Raw genomic sequence first — 21,801 nt, forward strand, 5'->3', positions numbered from 1 at the left:
CGGGCCTGCCCTTGATCGGGTATGGCTAACGCCAGGGGCCGGCTATCTGACGAAACCCTCCGACCGCAGCCAGTCGCGGGCGACCAGCACGGGCACGTCGCCGTCCACGTCCACCTGGGCGTTGAGCCTGCGGATCACGTCGTCGGTGAGCTTGGCGCTGATGGGCGCGAAGATGCGGGCGATCTCCGGATGGGCCCTGGCCACCTGGCTGCGGATGGTCACGGCCGCGTTGTACTGCGGGAAGAAGTGTTTGTCGTCCTCCAGCAGCACGAGGCCGAGCGCGTCGATCCGGCCGTCCGTGGTGGTGATCATGCCGAGCGTGCACTGGCCGGCCGCGATCGCGTTGTAGAGCACGCCGGTCGACATCCGGCGTACGTTGTTGCGGGGGACGTCCTTGCCGTACTGGAGGCCGTAGCCCTTGAGCATGCCGAGGAAGCCGTCGTCGCGGCCGAAGGTCTCGTGATCGACGCAGAAGGTGCGCTGGGCGACCGGGACCTTCGTCATGTCGGAGATCGTCTTCAGGCCGTACTTCTCGGCTGTGGCGCGCGTGACCCCCATCGAGTAGCTGTTGTTCAGCGGGGCCGGCGGCAGCCAGACGATGCCGTTCTCGCGCAGATCGAGGTCGCGTACGGCTTCGTACTGCTTCTCGGCGTCGGGGATCGCCTCCGTCTGGCCGAGGTAGGTGATCCAGCCGGTGCCGGTGTACTCCCACATCAGGTCGGCGTCGCCGCGCGTCAGCGAGGTGCGGGCGTTGACGCTGCCCTGCACGTTCGTCTGGTCGGACACGTCCGCCCCGGCGGCGGTGAGCGCGACCACCGCGATCTTGCCGAGCACGAGCTGCTCGGTGAACTCCTTGGACGTCACCCGCACCTTGACGCCTTCGAGCGAGGGGATCGGGCGGATGCTGCCCGGCTCGATCGGCGGCACGAACGACGACGCGGGGCGCAGGCCGCACGCCGTCACCGCGACGAGCAGGAGCAGCATCACCACGATGCGAGACCTCATGAAAGGCCCTTCGGGGCCAGGTAGCGCTGGGCGAGGCCGCCCAGCCAGTCGATGATCAGCGCCAGCACCGCGATCAGCACGCATCCGGTGATGAGGATCAGGTTGCGCTGCGTGCTCACGCCCGTGGTGATCAGGTCGCCGAGCCCGCCGGAGCCGATGAACGCGGCGATGCCCGCTGTGCCGACGTTCAGCACGAGCGTGGTGCGTACGCCCGACAGGATGACCGGTGCCGCCATCGGCAGCTCCACCTTGAACAGCACCCCCGCCGCCGACATGCCGATGCCCCGCCCCGCGTCGGTCAGCCGCGGATCGACCTGGTCGAGGCCGACCATCGTGTTGCGCAGCGTCGGCAGCAGGCTGTAGGCGAACAGCGCCGCCACCGCCGTCCAGAAGCCGATCTGGAACACCACCGCCAGCAGCACCACCAGCCCCACAGCCGGGGTCGCCTGGCCCACGTTCACCAGGGCCAGCACGAACGGTGTCGCCCTGCGCAGGCCGCGCCGGGTGAGCAGCACGCCCAGCGGCAGCGCCACCACGAGCACCAGCACGGTGGAGAAGAAGACCAGCTGGATGTGCTCCCACGTGCGGCGGAGCAGGAACGGCAGGTTGAGCGAGCCGCGTTCGATGCTGTCGAGCGGCGCCATTTGCGTGTAGAGGACCATCGCGACGCCTACGGCCAGGTAGCCCAGCAGGGGCAGGAAGACGTGCCACGACCGGCCGATCTCCGGCTCGGGAGCCGTGGCCTCCCTGGCGGCGGCGCTCTCGACCGTCACGGCGCCTCCTCGGCGGCGGCGCTTTCGGCCGTCATGGCGCCTCCTGAGCGGCGGCGCTTTCCGCGGTCACTCCCCGCAGACGCCGCTCGCGTTCGCGGGCCTTGATGGCGGCGATCGCGTTCTGCACCGTGGCCAGCGAGAGCGAGCCCGCGTACGCCTGCCGCCTGCCCACCACGGGGACGTTGTCGGTGTCGGCGTTGAGCAGCTCTTCCAGGGCGTCCTGCAAGGTCATGCGGTGGCTGAGGGCGCCCGTGATCGGGTCGCCGGCCGATCCGACCGGGCCCTCGCGGCCTTCGAGGTGGTCCAGGCCGATCCAGCGGAGCGGGCGGCGCATGCCGTCGGTGATCAGCGCGTACCCGCGTCCGTCGTCTTCGATCTTCGCGCGCAACTCCTGTGCGTCGGCGTCCTCGGAGGCGTAGAGGACCTGGTCGAGCTCGATGTCGCCGACCTTGGTCAGGCGCAGCAGGCGCATGGAGGAGCCGGCGCCGAGGAACTGCTCGACGTAGTCGTTCGCCGGGCTGGTGAGGATTTCGGCGGGTCTGGCGTACTGGACGACGTGGCCGGGCCGCTGCATGACCGCGATGTGGTCACCGATCTTGAGTGCCTCGTCCACGTCGTGGGTGACGAAGACGATCGTCTTGGCCAGGTCGTCCTGGAGGCGTAGCAGCTCGTCCTGGAGGCGTTCGCGGCTGATGGGGTCGAGGGCGCCGAACGGCTCGTCCATGAGCAGGACGGGCGGGTCGGCGGCCAGCGCCCTGGCCACCCCGACGCGCTGCTGCTGGCCGCCGGACAGACGGCGCGGGTAGGTGCCGCGGTAGGTGGCCGGATCCAGGCCGACCAGCTCCAGCAGCTCGTCCACGCGTTCGGCGATGCGCCGTTTGTCCCAGCCGAGCATCTTGGGCACCTGCGCGATGTTGGCGGCCACGGTCATGTGGGGGAACAGCCCGGCCTGCTGGATCACGTAGCCGATGTGGCGGCGCAGCCGGTCGGGGTCGATGCCGCGCGAGTTCTGGCCGCCGATGAGGATGTCGCCGGACGTGGGCTCGATCAGCCGGTTGATCATGCGCATGGTCGTGGTCTTGCCGCAGCCCGAGGGGCCGAGCAGGACCACGATCTCGCCGGCCGGGATGTCGAGGTCGAGCTCGTGCACGGCCGGTTCGCGGCCTCCTGGGAACGCCTTGGTCACCTTGCGCAGCTCGATCGGCACGCCGCTGGTGGGCTGGTCAGCCATGAGCGCCTCCCATGGCGGCCCGCCGTTCGCCGGGGGTGGTGAACCGGCCGATCAGCACGAAGACACCGTCGAAGAGCAGCGCCAGGATCGCCACCCCGATCGTCCCTGTCAGTGCGGAGTTGACCGCGTTCGCGCCGCCCAGCCGGGCCAGGCCCGAGAAGATCTGCTCACCGAGCCCGGGGCCCGATACGTAGGCGGCGACCGCACCGATGCCCATGGCCAGCTGTGTGGCGACCCTGATGCCGGTGAGGATGACCGGCCAGGCCAGCGGGAGCTCGATCCTGGCCAGCAGCCGGCGGCGGCTCATGCCGATGCCGCGGGCCGCGTCCACCAGCAGGGGATCCACGCCTTGCAGGCCGACGATGGTGTTGCGGATGATGGGCAGCAGCGCGTACACGACGATCGCGGTCACGCTCGGCGCCACGCCCAGGCCGAGCGGCGGGATCAGCAGGCCCAGCAGGGCCAGCGACGGGATCGTGAACAGCACGCCCGCGATGGTGGTGGCCAGGGCCGAGGGCCGGGGACGGCGGTAGGACGCCACGCCGATGAGCACGCCCAGAATGGCCGCGATCAGGACGCATTGGGCCACCATGCTGGCGTGCTGGACCGTCTCGAAGAGGATGAGGTCCCACCGATCCTCGACGTAATCCCACAGGCTCATCCCCTAGGACTTAACCAAGCTTGTCAACCTCAAACGTCACAGACGTCACTTCTGTCCCGTTTGGTGGGGTTTGCCGGGGCGGGCTTTACAGCCTTGAGCTTTACGGTCTTGAGTCTTGCGGCCTTGGGCCGGCCGATGTGGTCACATCAGGCCGGCGGTGAAGTGCGCCATGGTGGCCAGCCAGCGGTCGGGGTCCTCGGCCTTGCGGCGGGCCAGGTCGGCGACCTCCGGGTGCGGGAAGATGTGGAAACGCTCGGCGGCCAGGCCGTCGATGACGGCCGTGGCCACGGCCGCCGGGTCGAGGATCGCTCCGGCGGCGTGCACGGCCTTCGCGGTCGGGTGGCCGGTCTCGATGCCGTGCTCCAGCATCGCCGTACGCACCCCCTGCGGGCACAGGACGCTGACCTTGACGCCCTTGGGGGCGTAGTGAACGGCCACCCACTCGGCGAACGCGATCGCCGCCGCCTTCGTCACCGCGTACGGGGCGTCGCCAGGGCAGCCGAGCAGGCCGGCGGCCGAGCAGGTGTTGAGCAGGTAGCCGCCGCCGCGGGCGACCATGGAGGGGACGGCGGCGCGGGCGGCGTACACGTGGGCCATGAGGTTGACCGAGAAGAGGCTGTTCCAGTCCTGGTCGGTGGCGTCCAGGCCGCGGCCGTCGATGATGCCGGCGTTGGAGCAGAACAGGTCCACCGGGCCGAACGGGGTGTCGACCAGGGCGGCCACGTCGGACTCCGAGGAGACGTCCGCGCGTACGGGGGCGGCCCTGTCGCCGATCACCTTGGCCACGGCGGCGGCGCCCGCCTCGTCCAGGTCGGCGACGACCACGCCGGCCGCGCCCTCCTCGGCGAACCTGAGTGCCAGCCCGCGGCCGATGCCGCTTGCGGCGCCCGTGACGACGACGACCTTGTCCCGTACCAGCATGATCGCTCCTCCGTGCCGGGGGCGGCTGCCTCGCGATTAGAACATGATTCTACTGCGGTGGAGCGCTTTCAGATGAGAGGTTTCTCATCTGTGCCTCAGCGTGGTCTCCTCGAAGGACGACAGGGTCATGCTCATGAAACATCGGGGAGCGATGATCCTGCTCGGTCTCGGGGTGGCGGCGGCGGGGTTCATGTCGATACAGCTGGTGCGGGCGGCCGAGGTGGGGCCGGATCTGGGCGGGCCGGTCGTGGTCTCGTCCTCTCCGTCGCCGTCCTCCTCGTCGGGCCGGCGTACGGGGACGCCCTCGCCACCTGTGGACGGAAGGGGCACGGAGCCTTCCGACGGAAGGAGCGTGCGGCCTTCGGGCGACGCCAGAACCACGGCGACGGCTACGCCTACAGCCACGGCCACGCCTACGGCGTCGGCTTCGGGCGAGGAGAGCAGGAGCGGGCGGTCCACGGTGCGCAGGTCGAGGGCCGAGCCGGTCGAGCCGCCCGCGCCCAGACCTGGGGGCGGCGACGACGATGACGACGGTGGTGGCGACGATGACGGCGATGACTGATGGGGCGGGCGCATGTGGATGAGCGCCCGGGCCCGCATCGTGGGCTGGATGCTGTCCGTCGTGGGCCTCGCCCTGTCGGTGGCGATCTTCGCCACCTGGACCGTCCTGCTCACCCGGCTCGACGACCGGATCTCCGCCGAGCTGCGCAACGAGGTCGCCAAGCTCAGGATCTACGCCGGCAGCGCGCTCGACCCCGGGTCAGGAGAGCGGGTGACCGACGTCGACGACCTGCTCACCGGCTATCTCCGGCTCAACGCCCCCGACCGCTGGGAGACCTTCTTCACCATCATCGACGGCAAGGCCAGCAAGGCCACCTTCATCCCGCCGCCCGTCCCCATCGACGGTGACGACGCCCTGGTCGCCCGGATGGCCACCGCGACCAGGGTCGTCCGCGCGGATCTGGAGACCACGCAGGGAACGGTCCAGTACGCCGTCATTCCGGTCACCGTGGCCGGTGATCCCCGCCAGGGGCACCTCGTGGTGGCGATCTTCTACGACCTGCACCGCGACGAGATCGTCGACGCCGTACGCGTGCTCGGGCTGTCCGCGCTGGCGGCGATGGGGCTGGCGGGGGCGGCCGGATGGTTCGTGGCGGGGCGGGTGCTGGCGCCCATCCGGCTGGTGCGGATGACGGCGGAGCAGATCAGTGACTCCACCGACCTCACCCGCCGGCTCTCGGTGCCCGGCGACGACGACGTGGCGGCGCTGGCGGGGACGTTCAACCACATGATCGACCGGCTCGAACGGGCCTTCGTCGTGCAACGGCACTTCATGGACGACGCCGGACACGAGCTGCGTACCCCGATCACCGTCATCCGCGGCCACCTGGAGCTCATGGGCGACGACCCCGGCGAGCGCGCCGAGACCCTCGCCCTCGTCACCGACGAGCTCGACCGGATGAACCGCATCGTCGACGACCTGCTCATCCTGGCCAAGGCCGAGCAGCCGGGCTTCCTCACGCTCGACAACGTCGAGCTGGCCGATCTCACGGTCAGCGTGGTCGCCAAGGCGCGCGCGCTCGGCCCGCGCCGATGGCGGGTCGACGAGGTGGCCGAGGCCCGCCTGCCCGCCGACCGCCACCGGCTCACGCAGGCGCTCATGCAGCTCGTGGCCAACGCCGTGCGCCACACCGCCGACGACGACCTGATCGCCGTCGGCTCCGCCGTCCGCGACGGCCGGGTCGAGCTGTGGGTACGTGACAGCGGCCCCGGCGTCCCGCCCGCCGAGCGGGAGCGGATCTTCGGCCGCTTCGTCCGCGGCGCGGGCCGGGCCGGCGCCCCCGACGGCGCTCCCGACGGGGCCGGCCTGGGCCTGGCCATCGTCAGATCCATCGCCCAGGCTCACGGAGGCACCGTGCGGGTGACGGACGCTCCCGGCGGCGGAGCCTGTTTCGTCATGTCCCTGCCCATGTGGGAGTTGTGGAGGCTGCATTGAACCGGATCCTGATCGCCGAGGACGAGGCCAGGATCGCGTCCTTCGTGGAGAAGGGGCTGCGGGCCAACGGCTTCGTCACGGCCGTGGTCGGCGACGGGGTCGCGGCCTACGACCTGGCCGGTGCGGGCGGGTTCGACCTGCTCATCCTCGACATCGGGCTGCCGCTGAGCGACGGGTTCACGGTGCTGCGGCGGCTGCGGAGCGCGATGGTGAACATCCCGGTGATCATCCTGACCGCCCGTGACAGCGTGAGCGACACGGTGGCCGGGCTGGAGGGCGGCGCCGACGACTACATCGCCAAGCCCTTCGCCTTCGAGGAGCTCCTGGCCAGGGTGCGGCTGCGGCTGCGGGCCGACCGCACACCCGAGGTGACCGTGCTGCGCGTCGCCGACCTCTCGCTCGACCTGCGGACCAGGCGGGTCTACGTCGGGGATCGGGCTGTGGACCTGTCCACCAGGGAGTTCGCGCTGGCGGAGATCTTCTGCCGCCACCCCGACCAGGTGCTGACCCGCGAGCAGCTGCTCAGCCACGTGTGGGGCTTCGACTTCGACCCCGGCTCCAACGTGGTCGACGTCTACGTGCGTTACCTGCGGCGCAAGATCGGCCCGGACCGGATCGAGACCGTCCGGGGCACCGGCTACCGGATGAGAGTCTCCTAATCATCACCTCACCGCCGCCTCACCCCGCCTCGACAAGCTGTTCACCAAGAGCACCACCAGCTGTTCACCGAGGGCACTACCAAGGAGCGGCCTTGCTGACCGGACTCGTGATGGACCTCGTGGCGATCATCGCGCTCGCCTACGGCCTCTACTATCGGCGCCATCATCGGCGTGATCTGCTGTTCGCCTACATAGCGCTCAACGTGGGCATCTTCGCGGTCGTGTCGCTGCTGCTGGTGCAGCGGGTCGACATCGCCGTCGGCTTCGGGCTGTTCGGCGTGCTGTCCATCATCCGGCTCAGATCGAGCGAGATCACGCAGCAGGAGATCGCCTACTACTTCGTCGCGATCGTGCTGGGCCTGGTCAACGGCATCGCCGGCGCGTGGCCCCTGACCGCGCTGCTGCTCGACGGGGTGCTGCTGGTGGTGATGTACCTCGCCGACCACCCCGGCCTGCTCGGCCAGACCCGCCACCAGGTGGTGACGCTCGACGTGGTGCACACCGACCCGGAGGCGCTGCGACTGGACCTGGAGAGCCGGTTGCGGGGGCGGGTGCTGCACTGCGTGGTCACTCAGGTCGATTACGTCCGCGATGTGACCGTGGTGGACGTACGTTACACGGCCTCGAACGCCAAGGTGAGGGTCCGTTGATGGGGCCCCCGTGGGGTGAGGTCCGTTGCCGGAGGAGGCCGGACCCCATGGCAGGGGCCTGATGAGTGAGCCCTGCATGTGGACCGGGGTGAGGTGGTGGATGAGCCGGGCGTGCGGGCGGGGATACGGGGACGCGGAGACGTGGAAGGCGTGGATCTGGAAGGCGCGAATGTGGAAGGGGGCGTGGTGATGGGTGAGTCTTATGCCGATGCGTTGCTGGCCGGGGTCGCGGCCGGGCTGCCGCCGATCGGGCTGGAGGAGGTGCCGGAGCTGATGAGCCGGGTCGACCGCAAATACATCGTGACGGCCTCGACCATGGCTCGGCTCGCGGCCGAAGCGGGGGATCGGCTCTGTGTGCTGCGGATCGGCGGGCGGCGGCAGTTCCGCTACACCTCGACCTACTTCGACACCCCCGACCTGCTCACCTATCGCCAGCACCGGCAAGGCAGGCGACGCAGGTTCAAGCTCCGTACCCGGACCTACCTCGACGGGGGTGGCCGATGGCTGGAGCTCAAGCTCAGCGGCGCGCGGGGCAGCACGGACAAACACCGCATCCCCTACGACGGAGCGCCCAGCGGCACGCTCACGGAGGAGGCGCTCGACTTCGTCCGCGACACGCTCCTCAGCGAGTTGCGGCTCATCACGCCCGAGACGCTGGAGCCGGTGCTGGCCACCGACTACAGACGGGTGACGCTCATCGACAGGTCCGGCGGGGCCCGCCTCACCTGCGACACCAGCCTGCTGTGCCACGACGGGTCGCGCAGCACCCCGGCTCGGGGTGACCTGGTCCTGCTGGAGTCGAAGTCGGCGGACGGGAAGGCGATGATCGACACGCTGCTGCGCCGGCTGGGGGTGCGTCCGGTCAACGTGAGCAAATACTGCCTCGCGGTCGCCGCACTCCGCGATTTGCCGGCCAACCGCTGGCACCCCATCCTGCACCGCTACCTGGCCCACCGCCCCGCTCCCCGCCGGTCGCTTGTTGTCGGTTGAGGGCTGGGATCGCCGTCGTGTCGTTCGCCGCTCGTCCGTTCTTCGCTGCTATCCGTAGCGCGGCGAAGTGGGGTGGATATCGCGAGTGGTGAGTGGAACGGCTGGTTGGAGCCTTACGGGTGAGTGGTCGGTTTTGGGGGAGTAGTTGTTGTGCTTTGGTGCTTCATCGGTGTCGCTTGATAGGGGCGATACCGGACCGCGCCGGTCTGGGCTGGGGAAACTCGACAAGCGGGATGACATGGTGATAGGCAGATACTCGGGCAGTGATGATGAGTGGCGGTTGCTGCTGGATGTGCTTGCCGTCCGACGGTGGCGGGCTTGGTCGGTTGGATTGCGGAACGCGCTACTTTCGGGGCAAAAGGGAAATATCCGATGCTTGAGCGCATTCATGAGATACCGGGTGTCTTGCTGAGTGCGGATGAGTACCTTGACGATTTCTGGCCTAATTTCCGGAAGATTGATGACGTTTTCTGGAAACTCGAACGGGTGCAGAGCTTTCGTGAGCCGAACGAGCCTGGTTGGGTCGCGATGCTGGAGGGCGACTGGGATCGGTCGATGAAGCTGGTCGACGGGGGATGCGGTGTGGTGGGGGAGGGCGAGGGCCGGGTCGAGCGGTTCTCCCGGCGGCGGATCAGGATCGTGGAGCAGCCCGTCACGCCGTACGTGCAGTGGGAGATGCACGTACTCGCGCTGAGAGAGGCGGCTGCCGAGCAGGTGCGGGTGCTCGACGCCGGTGAGGTGGCCGAGCAGGAGGTCGGTCGCCGGCTGCCGGAGCTGGTCGTGCTGGGGACGGTGGCCATGTACGAGGTGACGTACGACGCGTCGGGCCGCCACAGCGGGGCGCGGCGGATCGATGATCGGGAGGTGATCGCGGCCTGCCGGGGGGAGCTCGACAAGATGTTCGCGGCGGGGGAGGAGTTTCGGGCCTACTACGAGCGGGAGATCGTGCCGCTGCCCGCCCCGCGGATGACCGTTTGAGAGGGCCGTGGGTTGCGCTCTTCGCTCGTTCGCGTTCCTGTGCTGATGAACACCAGGTCTGTGGTCTGTGAACGCCAGGTCTGTGGTCTGGTGATCCGGCTGGGAGGATGGCCGCGCCCGCACGTGGGGACGTGAGCCGGATCAGGGTTACGTGTCGTCGGCGAAGCCGGTGCGGTAGGCGAAGACCACTGCTTGGACGCGGTCGCGCAGGTCCAGCTTGGTGAGGATGCGGGAGACGTAGGTCCGGACGGTTTCGAAGCTGATGACCAGTTCCGCGGCTATCTCGGCGTTGGACAGGCCGCGGGCGATCAGGCGCAGCACCTCGCGTTCGCGGGGGGCCAGGACGGCGAGCGGATCCTCGGCGGGGGCGGGGCTCGCCGGGCGGAGGCGGTCGGCGAAGCGGCCGATCAGGGTGCGGGTCACGGTGGGGGAGAGCAGGGATTCGCCGCGGGCGACGGTGCGGACGCCGTTCACCAGCTCCAGCAGGGGAGCGTCCTTCAGCAGGAAGCCGCTGGCGCCGGCACGCAGCGCGTCGTAGACGTACTGGTCCACGTTGAACGTGGTCACCACCAGCACCTTCGGCGGCTCGACGACACCGGGGCCGGCGATGCGCCGCGTCACCTCGATGCCGTCCAGCAGCGGCATGTGGATGTCCATGACGACCACGTCGGGCTTCAGGGCGGTGACCGTCTCGACCGCGGCCGGGCCGTCAGCGGCCACGCCGACCACCGCCATGTCCGGCTGTGCGTCAAACGCCGTCATGTAGCCGGTACGGACGATCTCCTGGTCCTCGCAGATCACGACGCGGATGGTCATTCAGCACCGCCTGCGGGAGTCATGGTCATTGGGCACCGTCTGTGGGGGCGTGGTCGTTGGGCACCGTCTGCGGGGACCGTGGTCGTTCGGCACCCGCCCGTAGGGGTCATGGTCATTCCGCACCGCTTACAGAGGTCGTGGTCATTCCGCATCGCCCAAGGCGCCGCTCAAGGGGATCGACACGTGCAGTCGGAAGCCGCCATCAGGTTGCTCGCCCGCGGACAGCTCGCCGCCCAGCGCGCCGATCCGGTCGCGGAGGCCGGTCAGGCCGCGGCCGCCGGACAGGTCGCCTCGCGCGCCGACGGAGACCGCGGCGGCGGCGTTCGTCACCTCGACCTCCACCCGATCGTCCCAGTAACCGATCCGTACGGCGGTCGGGCTGGCTTCGGCGTATTTGACGGCGTTCGTCAGGCCCTCCTGCACCACCCGGTACACGGCCAGTCCCGCGCCGACCGGGAGCGCGGGCCGGTCGCCGTCCTCCACGAGTTCGACCGGCTGGCCGCCGCTTCTGGTCTGTTCGATCAGCTCTCGCACGCTGCCCACGACGGGCCTGGCCGACTCGCCGGTCGCTTCCAGCACGTTCAGCAGGTGGCGCAGCTCGGCCAGGGCGCGGCGGCCGGAGTCGCCGATCGTGGACAACGCCGTGACCACGCGGTCCGGTGACGAGGCCACGAACTGCGTCGCGTCGGCCTGTACGACGATGCCGGTGACGTGGTGGGTCACCACGTCGTGCAGCTCCCGCGCGATGCGGGCCCGCTCTGCGGCGGCCGCGGCCACGGCGGCCAGCCGGCGTCGCTCGACCTCCTGGAGCCGTTGCCCGCGGACGAAGGCGCCGCCCACCCAGCACGCGGCGAACAGCAGGTAGAACACCAGGAACTCGCTCAGCACGACCGGTGAGCCGAGCAGGAGCATGATCACGCAGAGCATGACGTATGCGACCGAAGCCACGATGACGATGGCGCGACGGAATCGCTCCTGGTGTGCGCCCGCCGAGTACAGCGCGACGTAGATCGTCACGGTGCCGAACTGCATCGGGTAGCCGAGCGTCTCGTGGACCACGAAAGCCGCACTGTTGATCACCAGGCACGCGGCGGGCCACCGGGTGCGTACGGCGAGCGGCAGCGTCTGCGCCAGGATCAGGACGACCGTGAACGCGTCGGCCGGGCGTTCTGGCAGGTTGCCGAACTGGACGCTCATGATCGACAGCGCCGGTACGAACGCCAGCCCGGTGAACCCGGCGGCCAGCCACCGATCCCACACCGCGGCGTCGTAGACGCGCCACACGTTCAGCGACCTCTGTAAGAGGTCGCCGGCCCAGGTACCCGGCATGGCCCAGAGCCTAGCGATCTCCGATCGTGGATGTTGCCGCCTTTGTCCCTCATGTGAGGGACACGGAATGTCCGCAGCGCAGTGATTCGGGACAGGGCCCTCGACTCCTACTTTTCTTCTCAGCGGCCGGCGAGCACGGCCGGCCGCGAAGCCGGAACACGGCGCTAAAAGGGACTTCGGAAGGGCAGCATCATGGAGAGCAGCAGCATTCGGGTACGCGTCGTCATCGCCGGCAGTCTGGCCGCGGTCGCGGCGGCGGGGGCGGTCATCGGCGGGCAGCCGGCGAGCGCCAAGGCTGAGGCGGGCATCAGGGCCGAGACGGGTGCCCTGGCCGAGGCGGGTGCCACCGCCGGGGTGAGCGTCAGGGGCGAAGGGAACGCCAGGGCCGAGGCGGGCGCGGGCACCGTGCAGAAGTCGATCAAGTGGGGTGAGTGCCCGGAGCTCGCGCCGGGCGCCAAGCGGGATCCCCGGCAGACCTGCGGCACGGTCGAGGTGCCGCTGGACTACCGCCGCCCCCGCGGGGAGAGCATCACCGTCGCGGTCTCCAGGATCGCCACCGCCAAGCCCGGCAAGAAGCGCGGCGACCTGCTGTTCAACCCGGGCGGGCCGGGGCTGCAGGGCCTGGACATGCCCGGTCAGATGGCGCTCACGCTGCCGAAGAAGGTGCGGGATTCGTACGACCTGATCGGGTTCGACCCGCGCGGTGTCGGCCACAGCACTCCGATGAGTTGCGGTCTTCCCGGCGCCGCCGGCCTGCTCGCCGTGTTCCCCTATCCCGGCGCCGGCGGCTCGATCAAGGAGAACGTCGCCACCGCACGCTCCGTCGCCGCGCAGTGCGCGACCGTCGGGGCCAGGCTCCAGTACTTCACCAGCGCGAACACGGCGCGTGACATGGATCGCATCCGCCGGGCTCTCGGCGCGCGGAAGCTCTCCTACTGGGGCCAGTCCTTCGGCACCTACCTCGGCGCGGTCTACACCTCGCTGTTCCCGCGCAACACCGACCGGATGGTGCTGGAGGGCAACGTCGACCCCAACAAGGCGTGGGCGAAGATGCTGAACACCTGGAACCAGGGCATGAACGACCGGTTCCCCGACGCCGCCCGCGTCGCCGCGGCGAACGACGCCGGCCTCGGGCTGGGCGACACCCTCAAGGAGGTCACCGACTCCTTCCTCGCGCTGGCCGACCGCCTCGACCGGAGGCCGGCCACGGTGCCGGGTGCGCCGGTGGCCGTCAGCGGTGGGCTGCTGCGCGGTGTCACGTACCAGATGTTGCAGCGCAACGAGACGCTCGCGCCGCTCACCCAGTTCTGGAAGGCGATGGCCGGTCTGTCCGAGGGCAAGGCTCCGACGGACGCGGACGTCGCCGTGCTCCGGCAGATCTTCGCCGACACCCCGCCCGCGAAGGGCGTGCCGGCGGACAACCAGGTCACCATGGCACTGGCCATGATCTGCGGCGACACCACCTGGTCGCGCGACGTGGACTCCTACGCCAAGGCCGTCGCGGGCGCCCGCGCGAAGTACCCGCTGAGCGGCGGCATGCCGAACAACATCCTGCCGTGCGCGTTCTGGTCGAAGAAGCCGATCGAGCCGCTGGTCAAGGTCACCTCGCACGGTCCGCGTAACGTGCTGATCCTGCAGAACCGCCGCGACAATGCCACGCCGTGGGCGGCGGGCCGGGGGATGCGCAAGGCGCTGGGTGACCGGGCCGGCTTCGTCGGGGTCGAGCACGGCGGCCACTTCGCCTACGGCACTGGCTCGGCCTGCGCCGACCAGGCCACCGTCGCGTTCCTGACCGAGGGGACCCTGCCGGCCAAGGACCTCACCTGCGCCGGCCCCAAGTCCTGACCGCGTCCTGACCGTCAAGCCCGCCGCTCAGCCGCCGGTCCTCAGCTCCCGGGTCCTCAGCTCCCGGGCCCTCAGTTCCCGGGCCCTCAGTTCCCGGGCCCTCAGCCTTCGGCCCCCGACCCTCAGCCCCCGGTCCACGACCGGGGGCTGAGCCGTGCTCGCCGCCGTGCCTTCGGATCAGGTGCCGGAGTGTGCGTCCAGGGCAGCCTCGTAGGCGCGCATCGTGGCCACGATCGTCGCTCGTTCTGCGGGGGTGAGCGCGGCCAGCACCTCCGTCCACGCGGCGGCGCTGCCGGAGAGCCACTCGGTGATCGGGGCCGCGTAGTCGGGGGCGATCGCGACGATCCTGCGGCGCCGGTCGGCGTCGTCCTCCTTCCTGGTCAGTACGCCGAGACGGGACAGGTCGCCGACCATGAGGCTGACGGTGGTGTGCGCCACCTCCAGCCGCTCGGCCAGCTGGCTCACCGTCAGCGGGCCTTCGTACTGCAGGTGGGCCAGGAGGGCGAGGTGGCGGGGGGCGAGGTCCAGCCCGCGCAGGGCGGCCGGGACCGGCAGCCGCTTCGCCCGCCCGACGAGCCTGGGCATCAACAGCAGCATCGATCGGACCGCCTGAGCCGTCGTCATACCGTCGCTGGCGCTCATCTCTTCACCCTGTTACCTTTGCTATCAAATATGTTTTGCAAACAAACGGAGGTCTCGACCATGCCACATCTGACCGCACGCCTGCCCGAGAGTAAGCTGTCCGGCCGCGAGCCGGAACTGATCGCCGCGCTGACCGAGGCCGTCGTTCAGGTCTACGGGGAGTGGGCCCGCGACCTGGTGGTCGTCCATCTCGACGGCGTGCCCCGGGGGCGCTGGGCCGTCGGCGGCAAGGTCGTCGACGACGCCGCGGCCGCGATCACGTTCGGCATCCGCGAGGCGGCCCTGACCCGGCCCGGCGGCAAGGAGATCGCGGCCCGGCTGGTCGCCGGCCTGACCGACGCGGTGGCCGACGTCCTCGGCGCGGAGACACGCGCCGGCACCAGCATCGACCTCGTCGCGATGCCTGAGGGCCGCTCCGGCCTCGGCGGGATCATCCCCGAATAGCCCCACCCGGAGTCTTCGCTTGGTGCGCCGTTCTAGGGGGTCGTGCCGGAGCGAAGCGCATGCCGGAGAAAAGGCCGTGCCGGGTCACAGGGGGAGGTTGCCGGTGGCCGCGCTGGTGGAGCCGGTTGCCTGGTAGGCGGCGATCGTGCGCTCCGCGATGCGCATCTGGTGGATCTCGTCGGCCCCGTCGGCGAAGCGGGCCCAGCGGGCGTGCTGGAACATACCGGCCAGCGGCGTGTCCGTCGAGTAGCCGAGGGCGCCGTGCACCTGGATCGCGCGGTCGATGATGCGGTTGAGGCTGCCCGCCACGAAGTGTTTGGCCATCGACACCTCCGTACGGAAATCCTCGCCCTTGTCGATCCTGGAGGCGGCGTGCAGGACCATGAGCTTGCACTGGTAGAGCTCCATGGCCGAGTCGGCGATCAGCCACTGGATGCCCTGCTTCTCGGCCAGCAGGGAGCCGTGGCTGTAGCGCTTGAGCGCGCGGTCGACCATCATGTCCAGGGCCGTCTCCGCCTGCGAGATCCAGCGCATGCAGTGGGCCAGCCGGGCGGGGCCGAGCCGGTACTGGCCCAGGCGGTGGCCGTTGCCGCGGCCCCCGAGGATCGCGGTGCCGGGCAGGCGCAGGTCCTTGATGACGATCTCGCTGTGGCCGGTGGAGCCGTGCATGGTCTCGACCTCGCGCACGTCGTTCCAGCCGGGGTTGGGCAGGTCGACGAGGAAGGCGGTGTTGGCCCCGCGCGAGCCCTCCGGCACGTCCTGCTCCGTCCTGGCGATGAGGATGGCGAAACTGGCCCGGCGGGCGTTGGAGATGAACCATTTGTGGCCGTTGATCACCCACTCGTCGCCGTCCTGAACCGCCTCCGTACGGATGAGCGTGGGGTCGGAGCCGGCGACTTCGGGCTCGGTCATGGCGAAGCAGGACATCTGGACGCCGTCGAGCAGCGGGCGCAGGTACTTCTCCTTCTGCGCGTCGTCCGCCCAGTGCAGCAGGGTGTGCATGTTGCCCTCGTCCGGCGCCTGGCAGTTGAGCACCCACGGGCCGATGCGGGTCTTGGCCGCCTCAGACTGCACCATGGCCAGCTCCACGTGCCCCAGGCCCATGCCGCCCCACTCCTTCGGCATGTGCGGCAGCCAGAGCCCCTCGGCCTTGGCGAGCGAGCGCAGGCGGAAGATCGTGCGGAGGTACGCGTCGCGGTCGTCGTCCCGCACCTCCGCCATGGCGGGAACGACCGTGCCCTGGATGAAGGCGCGGACCCGCTTGCGGATCTCCTCGTGCTCGGGGGAGAGGGTGAAATCGATGGCCATGCTCACTCCTTGGGAAAGGCGGGGACAGGTGACGTCTCTGGGTAGTGGCAGGCGAGCCAGTGGTCCGCGCCGATCCGCCGGATCGTGGGCTCCTCCTCGGCGCACCGCGCCGCCGCCCGCGGGCAGCGCGTACGGAAGCGGCACCCCGCCGGCGGGCTGACCGGCGACGGCGGCTCGCCGCTGATGAGCTGGTCGGCGGGCGGGAGGTCCAGGCCGCCGCCGGGGATGGAGGCGATCAGGGCCCGCGTGTACGGATGCGCCGGCCGGCCGATCAGGTCGGCGCTCGGCGCCAGCTCGCACACCTTGCCGAGATACATCACCATGATCCGGTCACTGACGTTCTTCACCACGGCCAGGTCGTGGGCGATGAAGACGAGCGTGAGCCGGTAGCGGTCCTTGAGATCCTCCAGCAGGCCGAGGATCTGGGCCTGCACCGAGACGTCCAGCGCCGACACCGGCTCGTCGCAGATCACCACCTCGGGATCGAGGATCAGTGCCCTGGCGATCGAGATGCGCTGGCACTGCCCGCCGGAGAACTCGTGCGGCCGCCGTACCGCCGCCGTCGCCGGATCGAGACCGACCGCCTCCAGCACCTCGTCCACCCGGTCGCCGGGCAGGTTCCACACGCGCGGGCCCTCGCCGACGATCTCGCGGACGCGACGGCGCGGGTTGAGTGAGGAGATGGGGTCCTGGAAGATCATCTGGAGGCGGCGGCGGGTTCTGCGCAGGGCCTCGCCCCGCAGCGCGGTCAGTTCGAGTCCGTCGAGCCGTACGGAGCCGGAGCGGGGCGGCGGGAGCTGCACGAGCGCCCGCGCCGCGCTGGACTTGCCGCAGCCCGACTCGCCGACGATGCCGAGCGTCTCGCCGCGCGCCAGGTCGAAGCTCACCCCGGAGACCGCGCTGACGGTGCGGCCGCGGCCGGCGGGGAACTCCACGACCAGATCCTCCACCCGCAGCAGCACCTCGTCACGAGGACGCAGGTGAGCGCTTCCGCTACCGGCCACCGCCGTCAGCCCCTTCCGTGACTTCCGTGATGTCCATGACGTCGGAGGACGGCGCCGTCGTCGTCCCGTCCAGGGCGGCCCGCCCGCGCGGGTGCCAGCAGGCGTAGCGGCGACGGTCGTGCGCGTCCTCGAACAGTGGCGGCGCCTCCGCCTCGCACCGTTCGTCCGCGTACGCGCACCGCGCCCGGAACGCGCACCCCTCGGGCAGGTCCACCAGGTCGGGCGGCCGGCCCGGGATGACCCTGAGCCGATGGTGCACGGGGTCGGTCAGCCGGGGCGCCGCCTGGAGCAGCGCCTCCGTGTACGGCATCCGGGGCCGCGCGAACACCTCGGCCGCCGGCCCCCGTTCGACCACCTTGCCGGCGTACATGACGATCACCTCGTCCGCCCACCTGGCCACCACGGACAGGTCGTGGCTGACCAGGACCACAGCCATGTCGCGCTCCTCGCGCTGCCGGTGCAGCAGCCGCAGCACCTGGTCCTGGATGGTCACGTCGAGCGCGGTGGTGGGCTCGTCCGCGAACAGCACGTCGGGCCGGCACGACAGCGCCATCGCGATCGTCACCCGCTGCCGCATCCCGCCGGAGAGCTGGTGGGGGTAGCGGCGCAGCATCCGTACGGGGTCGGGGATGCCGACCGAGGCCAGCAGCTCCGCCGCCTCCGCGCGGGCCTGCCGGCGGGTCAGGTGCATGTGCACCCGCAGCGGCTCCATGACCTGGGTGCCGATGGTGCGCACCGGGTTCAGCGCGGTCATCGGGTCCTGGAAGACGGTGCCGAGCCGCGGCCCGAGCACCGAGCGCATCTCGGCGGCGGTGCAGGAGGTCAGGTCGTCGCCCGACAGGTACACGTTCCCGCCCCTGACCGACGTGCCGGGCAGCAGGCCCAGAACGGAACGGATCAGCATCGACTTGCCCGATCCCGACTCGCCGACGATGGCCAGCGTCCGGCCGCGCTCCAGGGTGAACGAGACCCCGTCCACGGCCTTGACCAGGCCGCGCGGCGTGACGAAGTGGGTGCGCAGCTCCTCCACCTGGAGCAGGACGTCGCGGACGGGATGCGTGGTGGCGGGCAGCGCGGGGGCGGCCTGGCGCACCGGTTCGAGGCCGCTCTCCCGGACGTCCGTCAACGACCGCAGCCGGTCGCCCACCAGGTTGAACGACAGCACGGTCAGGAACATGGCGATCGAGGGCGCCAGCACCACGTGGGGCGCGGTCTCCATGAGCGTGCGGCCCTCGTTGATCAGCCCGCCCCAGGTCGGGGTGGGCGCCTGGACGGACAGGCCCAGGAAGGCCAGGCTGCCCTCGGCGACGACGACCACGGCCATGCCGATGAACGCGTACGACGCCGCCGGCACCGCCACGTTCGGCACGATCTCCCGCCACAGGATGCGCCGGTCGCGGGTGCCCAGCACGCGGGCGGCCAGCACGAACTCGCGCTCGGCGAAGGTGAGCGTGGCGCCCCTGATGAGCCGGACCCAGGAGGGGACGCCGAGCACGCCCAGCACGATCAGCACGTTACGCAGGTTGGCCCCGGCGAAGGCGACCACGGCCAGCGCGAACACCAGCGCCGGGAACGCCTGCGCCACGTCGTTGACCGCCATGATGACCGCGTCCGCGGCCTTGCGGCGGTAGCCGGCCAGGATGCCGAGCGGCGCGCCGATGCCCAGGCCGAGCAGGACGGCGCCGATGCCGACGCCGAGGGAGACGCGGGCGCCGTACACGACCCTGCTGAGCACGTCGCGGCCGAGACCGTCGGTGCCGAACGGATGCGCGGCGCTGGGACCCGACTGGGGCGGCCCGGCGAGCGTCTCGTCATAACGGGCGAACGGCAGCAGGTCGGCCAGGAGCGCGGCCAGCAGGATCAGCCCGATCCAGCCGGCCGCCAGCCAGAAGCCCAGCCCCGCCCGCCTACGCACGCCTGATCCTGGGATCGACGGCGGCATACACCAGGTCCACCGCGAAGTTGACGACCACGTAGCCGACCGAGATCAGCACGACGCCTCCCTGAACCGTCAGGTAGTCGCGGGAAAAGATGGAGTCGACGATGAGCCGCCCGACGCCGGGCAGCCCGAAGAGCGTCTCGATGATCACGGTGCCGCCGATGAGCGCGCCCAGGTTGAGGCCGACGGCGGTGATCAGGGTGATCGCGGAGGGGCGCAGCGCGTGCCGCCACAGGATCCGGCGCGGGGACAGGCCGCGGGCGCGCGCCAGCGTGATGTAGTCCTCCTGGAGGGTGGCGATCAGGTCCGTACGCAGCAGCCGCGCGTACACCGCGAGCTGCCCCGCGCCCAGCGTGACCGCGGGCAGGATGACCGAGGTGAGGTTCCAGCCCAGGTCGAGGGAGATGGGCGTCCACCCGGTCGCGGGCACCACCTGCCAGGTGACCGCGAACACGAGGATCAGGAGCACGCCCAGCACGAAGACGGGCGTGGACAGCAGCGCGAAGCTGAGCGCGGTGAGCGCCTGGTCCAGCGCACGGCCCGCGCGGCGGGCAGCGGCCACGCCCACGGGGATGGCCAGCCCCAGCGCGATGACCTGCGCCGCGACCAGCAGCTCCAGCGTGACGGGCAGCCGCTCGGCCAGCTCGGCGCCGACGGGCATCCGGGTGATGTACGAGGTGCCGAAGTCGCCGGTGACCAGGCCGCCGAGCCAGTCGAGGTAGCGCAGCAGCAGCGGCTGGTCCAGCCCCAGCTCCTGGCGGAGCTGGGCGCGGGCCTCCTCGGTCGCCGACAGGCCCAGGATCTGGGTGACCGGGTCGCCGGGCAGCAGGTTGAGCAGGACGAAGGAGAGGAAGGTCACCACGACCAGCACCACCAGGAGCCGGATCAGCCGGTGGAGGACGATCACCGCTCGCTGACCCAGAGCTGGCCGAACGGGTGGTACGGGATGGGCGAGCCGGTCAGCGGCAGGCCCTTCTCACCGTCGGGCAGCACGTGCTCGCCGATGCCGCGCACCTTCGTCCTGGCCACGATGGCGCCGGTGTTGAGATGGTCGACGAAGATGTAGGGCACCAGCTCGCGCAGCCGTTCCTGCACGGTCTTGTACGCCGCCTTGCGCGCGGTCTCGTCCGGGTTCATCCGGCCGACGTCGAACGCCTTGCTCAGCGCGTCGTCCTTGAGCCTGGTCATGTTGAGCGAGACGGCGCCGATGGGTTTGGCGTAGCCCTGGTGCATCCAGATGTACTCGCCGTCGGGGTCCTGGGCGGAGAACTGCGTCCACACGGTGGCCGTGAAGTTGCCGGTGATGGCGCGGTTGATCAGGTCGGCCTGGTCGGCCTGCTTGATCGACACCTCCATGCCGGCCTTGCGCCACATGTCCTGGGCCAGCTCGACGCCCTGCATGGTGTTGGGGTCGGGGGTGGAGATCAGCTCGAAGCGGATCGGGCCCTTCTCCGCCTCGACCTCCTTGACCAGCGCGGACGCCTTGGCCAGGTCGTACTCGGGATAGCCGCCGGGGGCGTACCACTTGGAGTCCTTCGACCACGGGCCGTCGGCCTGCTCGGTCAGCCCGCCGCGCAGGGTCGAGATGACGGCCTTCCTGTCGGTGGCGTGGGCCATGGCCTTGCGCACCCGTACGTCGTCGAGCGGGGCCACCTCGGTGTTGAGCAGGAACATGTACTCGGCCACGGCCATGCCCTGAGCCCGGTGGATCGTGTAGGCGTCCTTGAGCGCGCCGAACTTGGTCAGGTCCTCGTCGCGGGAGGTGCCGATGGCGTCCACGCCGCCGGCTTCGAGGGTCTGTGCCCTGGTCTGGCTGTCGGGCAGGATCCGGAACTCGACCTCGTCCAGGTGGGGCAGGCCCTGGCGCCAGTAGCGCGGGTTGCGGGTGACGACCATGCGGTTGTCCGGCACGTACTCCTTGAAGAGGAACGGGCCGGTGCCGACCGGCTTGAGACTGGCGGCCTTGGGGTCGTTCAGCGACGCCGGCGGGACGATCATGCCGGTCTGCGTGGACAGGTAGTAGGGGAAGGCCACCCACGGCTGGTTCAGCACGACCTTGACCGTCATGGGGTCGGCCAGCTCGAACGACTTGATCGGCACGAAGACGGCCGCGGTCAGCGGCGACTTCTTCTGCGCCTCCAGGTTGGCCTTGACGATGTCACCGGTCAGGGACATGCCGTCGGAGAAGGAGATGCCCGACCTGACCTTGATGGTCCACTCGTCATACGTGTCGTTCGGGGTGAGCGACTCGGCCAGGTACGGCTTCCAGTCGCCCTCGGCGTCCACGCTCACCAGGGCTTCGATGATCGTGCCCGCCATGCTGTAGCTCTGCGCCGCGAACTGGTCGCTGATCGGGTTGAAGCCGTTGGCGTCCGCGCTGAGCGCGTAGACCAGGCGTCCGCCCTGCACGGGCCCTGTCGCGGGCCCCGTCGCGGGCGCCCCTGACTGCGCCGGCCCCGCGACCGGCCGTTGCCCGCTGCATGCCAGCAGCACCGTCGCGGCCAGCACCAACGTGGTCGGCGTCCTCCAGCGTCTCATTCACGCCCTCCTCCCGGCTGATCCCCCGAGAGCAATTTCACCGATAGTACTATCGGTGAAATTCCGCACAAG

At 70.3% G+C, this 21,801-nt stretch carries 21 protein-coding genes; 7 read left to right on the forward strand and 14 right to left on the reverse strand.

Going from position 1 to position 21,801, the window contains the following annotated elements:
• Positions 1-42 precede the first annotated feature (42 nt).
• The 6 genes from ABFX54_RS12965 to ABFX54_RS12990 all read right to left on the reverse strand — a co-directional run bounded on the left by ABFX54_RS12965 (position 43) and on the right by ABFX54_RS12990 (position 4,921).
• Positions 43-1,005 carry a glycine betaine ABC transporter substrate-binding protein gene (locus ABFX54_RS12965; protein ID WP_346104497.1) on the reverse strand — a complete coding sequence of 321 codons (963 nt, stop codon included), beginning with the start codon at positions 1,003-1,005 and terminating at the stop codon, positions 43-45.
• The gene (locus ABFX54_RS12970) at positions 1,002-1,778 is read right to left on the reverse strand and encodes an ABC transporter permease (protein WP_346104499.1); all 777 of its coding nucleotides are present in this window, start codon (positions 1,776-1,778) and stop codon (positions 1,002-1,004) included. Before ABFX54_RS12970 ends, ABFX54_RS12965 begins: the two co-directional genes overlap by 4 nt.
• Positions 1,779-1,809: 31 nt before the next feature.
• The gene (locus ABFX54_RS12975; protein WP_346104501.1) at positions 1,810-3,009 is read right to left on the reverse strand and encodes an ABC transporter ATP-binding protein; all 1,200 of its coding nucleotides are present in this window, start codon (positions 3,007-3,009) and stop codon (positions 1,810-1,812) included.
• The gene (locus tag ABFX54_RS12980; protein ID WP_346104503.1) at positions 3,002-3,670 is read right to left on the reverse strand and encodes an ABC transporter permease; all 669 of its coding nucleotides are present in this window, start codon (positions 3,668-3,670) and stop codon (positions 3,002-3,004) included. Before ABFX54_RS12980 ends, ABFX54_RS12975 begins: the two co-directional genes overlap by 8 nt.
• A 141-nt stretch (positions 3,671-3,811) precedes the next feature.
• Entirely contained in the window at positions 3,812-4,591 is a 780-nt protein-coding gene (locus tag ABFX54_RS12985; RefSeq protein ID WP_346104505.1) for an SDR family oxidoreductase, read from the reverse strand.
• Between the two features lie 84 nt (positions 4,592-4,675).
• Positions 4,676-4,921: a hypothetical protein gene (locus ABFX54_RS12990; protein WP_346104507.1), complete on the reverse strand. Its 246-nt coding sequence runs from the start codon at positions 4,919-4,921 to the stop codon at positions 4,676-4,678.
• A 244-nt stretch (positions 4,922-5,165) separates the two neighbouring features.
• Between ABFX54_RS12990 and ABFX54_RS12995 the strand changes: the two genes are divergently transcribed.
• The 5 genes from ABFX54_RS12995 (at position 5,166) to ABFX54_RS13015 (ending at position 9,864) form a co-directional block, all read left to right on the forward strand.
• Complete coding sequence (locus ABFX54_RS12995; protein ID WP_346104509.1) at positions 5,166-6,587, forward strand: sensor histidine kinase; 1,422 nt, start codon at positions 5,166-5,168, stop codon at positions 6,585-6,587.
• Positions 6,584-7,246 (forward strand): response regulator transcription factor, encoded by a 663-nt coding sequence (locus tag ABFX54_RS13000; protein ID WP_346104510.1) that lies wholly within the window; start codon positions 6,584-6,586, stop codon positions 7,244-7,246. The genes ABFX54_RS12995 and ABFX54_RS13000 overlap by 4 nt, the downstream gene beginning before the upstream one ends.
• A gap of 110 nt (positions 7,247-7,356) precedes the next feature.
• Positions 7,357-7,896: a DUF4956 domain-containing protein gene (locus ABFX54_RS13005; RefSeq protein WP_346104636.1), complete on the forward strand. Its 540-nt coding sequence runs from the start codon at positions 7,357-7,359 to the stop codon at positions 7,894-7,896.
• A 189-nt stretch (positions 7,897-8,085) separates the two neighbouring features.
• Positions 8,086-8,886, forward strand: a complete 801-nt coding sequence (locus ABFX54_RS13010; RefSeq protein WP_346104512.1) for a polyphosphate polymerase domain-containing protein — start codon at positions 8,086-8,088, stop codon at positions 8,884-8,886.
• 372 nt (positions 8,887-9,258) lie between these two features.
• Entirely contained in the window at positions 9,259-9,864 is a 606-nt protein-coding gene (locus ABFX54_RS13015; RefSeq protein WP_346104638.1) for a DUF6879 family protein, read from the forward strand.
• Positions 9,865-10,011: 147 nt separating this feature from the next.
• On the opposite strand, the gene ABFX54_RS13020 is transcribed toward ABFX54_RS13015, so the two are convergent.
• Positions 10,012-10,680 (reverse strand): response regulator, encoded by a 669-nt coding sequence (locus ABFX54_RS13020; protein ID WP_346104514.1) that lies wholly within the window; start codon positions 10,678-10,680, stop codon positions 10,012-10,014.
• A gap of 141 nt (positions 10,681-10,821) precedes the next feature.
• On the reverse strand, positions 10,822-12,009 hold the full coding sequence (locus tag ABFX54_RS13025; RefSeq protein ID WP_346104516.1) for a sensor histidine kinase: 1,188 nt from the start codon (positions 12,007-12,009) through the stop codon (positions 10,822-10,824).
• Between the two features lie 192 nt (positions 12,010-12,201).
• On the opposite strand from ABFX54_RS13025, the gene ABFX54_RS13030 reads away from it, so the two are divergent.
• Entirely contained in the window at positions 12,202-13,854 is a 1,653-nt protein-coding gene (locus tag ABFX54_RS13030; protein ID WP_346104518.1) for an alpha/beta hydrolase, read from the forward strand.
• A gap of 177 nt (positions 13,855-14,031) precedes the next feature.
• On the opposite strand, the gene ABFX54_RS13035 is transcribed toward ABFX54_RS13030, so the two are convergent.
• Positions 14,032-14,496: a MarR family winged helix-turn-helix transcriptional regulator gene (locus tag ABFX54_RS13035; protein WP_346104520.1), complete on the reverse strand. Its 465-nt coding sequence runs from the start codon at positions 14,494-14,496 to the stop codon at positions 14,032-14,034.
• A gap of 60 nt (positions 14,497-14,556) precedes the next feature.
• Here ABFX54_RS13035 and ABFX54_RS13040 point away from each other — a divergent pair, with 60 nt between their 5' ends.
• Complete coding sequence (locus ABFX54_RS13040) at positions 14,557-14,940, forward strand: tautomerase family protein (RefSeq protein WP_346104522.1); 384 nt, start codon at positions 14,557-14,559, stop codon at positions 14,938-14,940.
• Between the two features lie 84 nt (positions 14,941-15,024).
• On the opposite strand, the gene ABFX54_RS13045 is transcribed toward ABFX54_RS13040, so the two are convergent.
• The 5 genes from ABFX54_RS13045 to ABFX54_RS13065 are packed head-to-tail and all read right to left on the reverse strand — an operon-like array spanning position 15,025 to position 21,729.
• On the reverse strand, positions 15,025-16,248 hold the full coding sequence (locus ABFX54_RS13045) for an acyl-CoA dehydrogenase family protein (RefSeq protein ID WP_346104524.1): 1,224 nt from the start codon (positions 16,246-16,248) through the stop codon (positions 15,025-15,027).
• 2 nt (positions 16,249-16,250) lie between these two features.
• Positions 16,251-17,252: an ABC transporter ATP-binding protein gene (locus tag ABFX54_RS13050; protein WP_346104526.1), complete on the reverse strand. Its 1,002-nt coding sequence runs from the start codon at positions 17,250-17,252 to the stop codon at positions 16,251-16,253.
• A complete protein-coding gene (locus ABFX54_RS13055) occupies positions 17,242-19,167 on the reverse strand; it encodes a dipeptide/oligopeptide/nickel ABC transporter permease/ATP-binding protein (protein ID WP_346104528.1) in 1,926 nt (641 codons plus the stop codon). The genes ABFX54_RS13050 and ABFX54_RS13055 overlap by 11 nt, the downstream gene beginning before the upstream one ends.
• The gene (locus ABFX54_RS13060; RefSeq protein ID WP_346104530.1) at positions 19,160-20,098 is read right to left on the reverse strand and encodes an ABC transporter permease; all 939 of its coding nucleotides are present in this window, start codon (positions 20,096-20,098) and stop codon (positions 19,160-19,162) included. Before ABFX54_RS13060 ends, ABFX54_RS13055 begins: the two co-directional genes overlap by 8 nt.
• Positions 20,095-21,729, reverse strand: a complete 1,635-nt coding sequence (locus ABFX54_RS13065; protein WP_346104532.1) for an ABC transporter substrate-binding protein — start codon at positions 21,727-21,729, stop codon at positions 20,095-20,097. The genes ABFX54_RS13060 and ABFX54_RS13065 overlap by 4 nt, the downstream gene beginning before the upstream one ends.
• Between the last annotated feature and the right edge of the window lie 72 nt (positions 21,730-21,801).

Origin of the sequence: Nonomuraea maheshkhaliensis (genome assembly GCF_039529435.1) — a bacterium.
Lineage (GTDB): Bacteria > Actinomycetota > Actinomycetes > Streptosporangiales > Streptosporangiaceae > Nonomuraea > Nonomuraea maheshkhaliensis.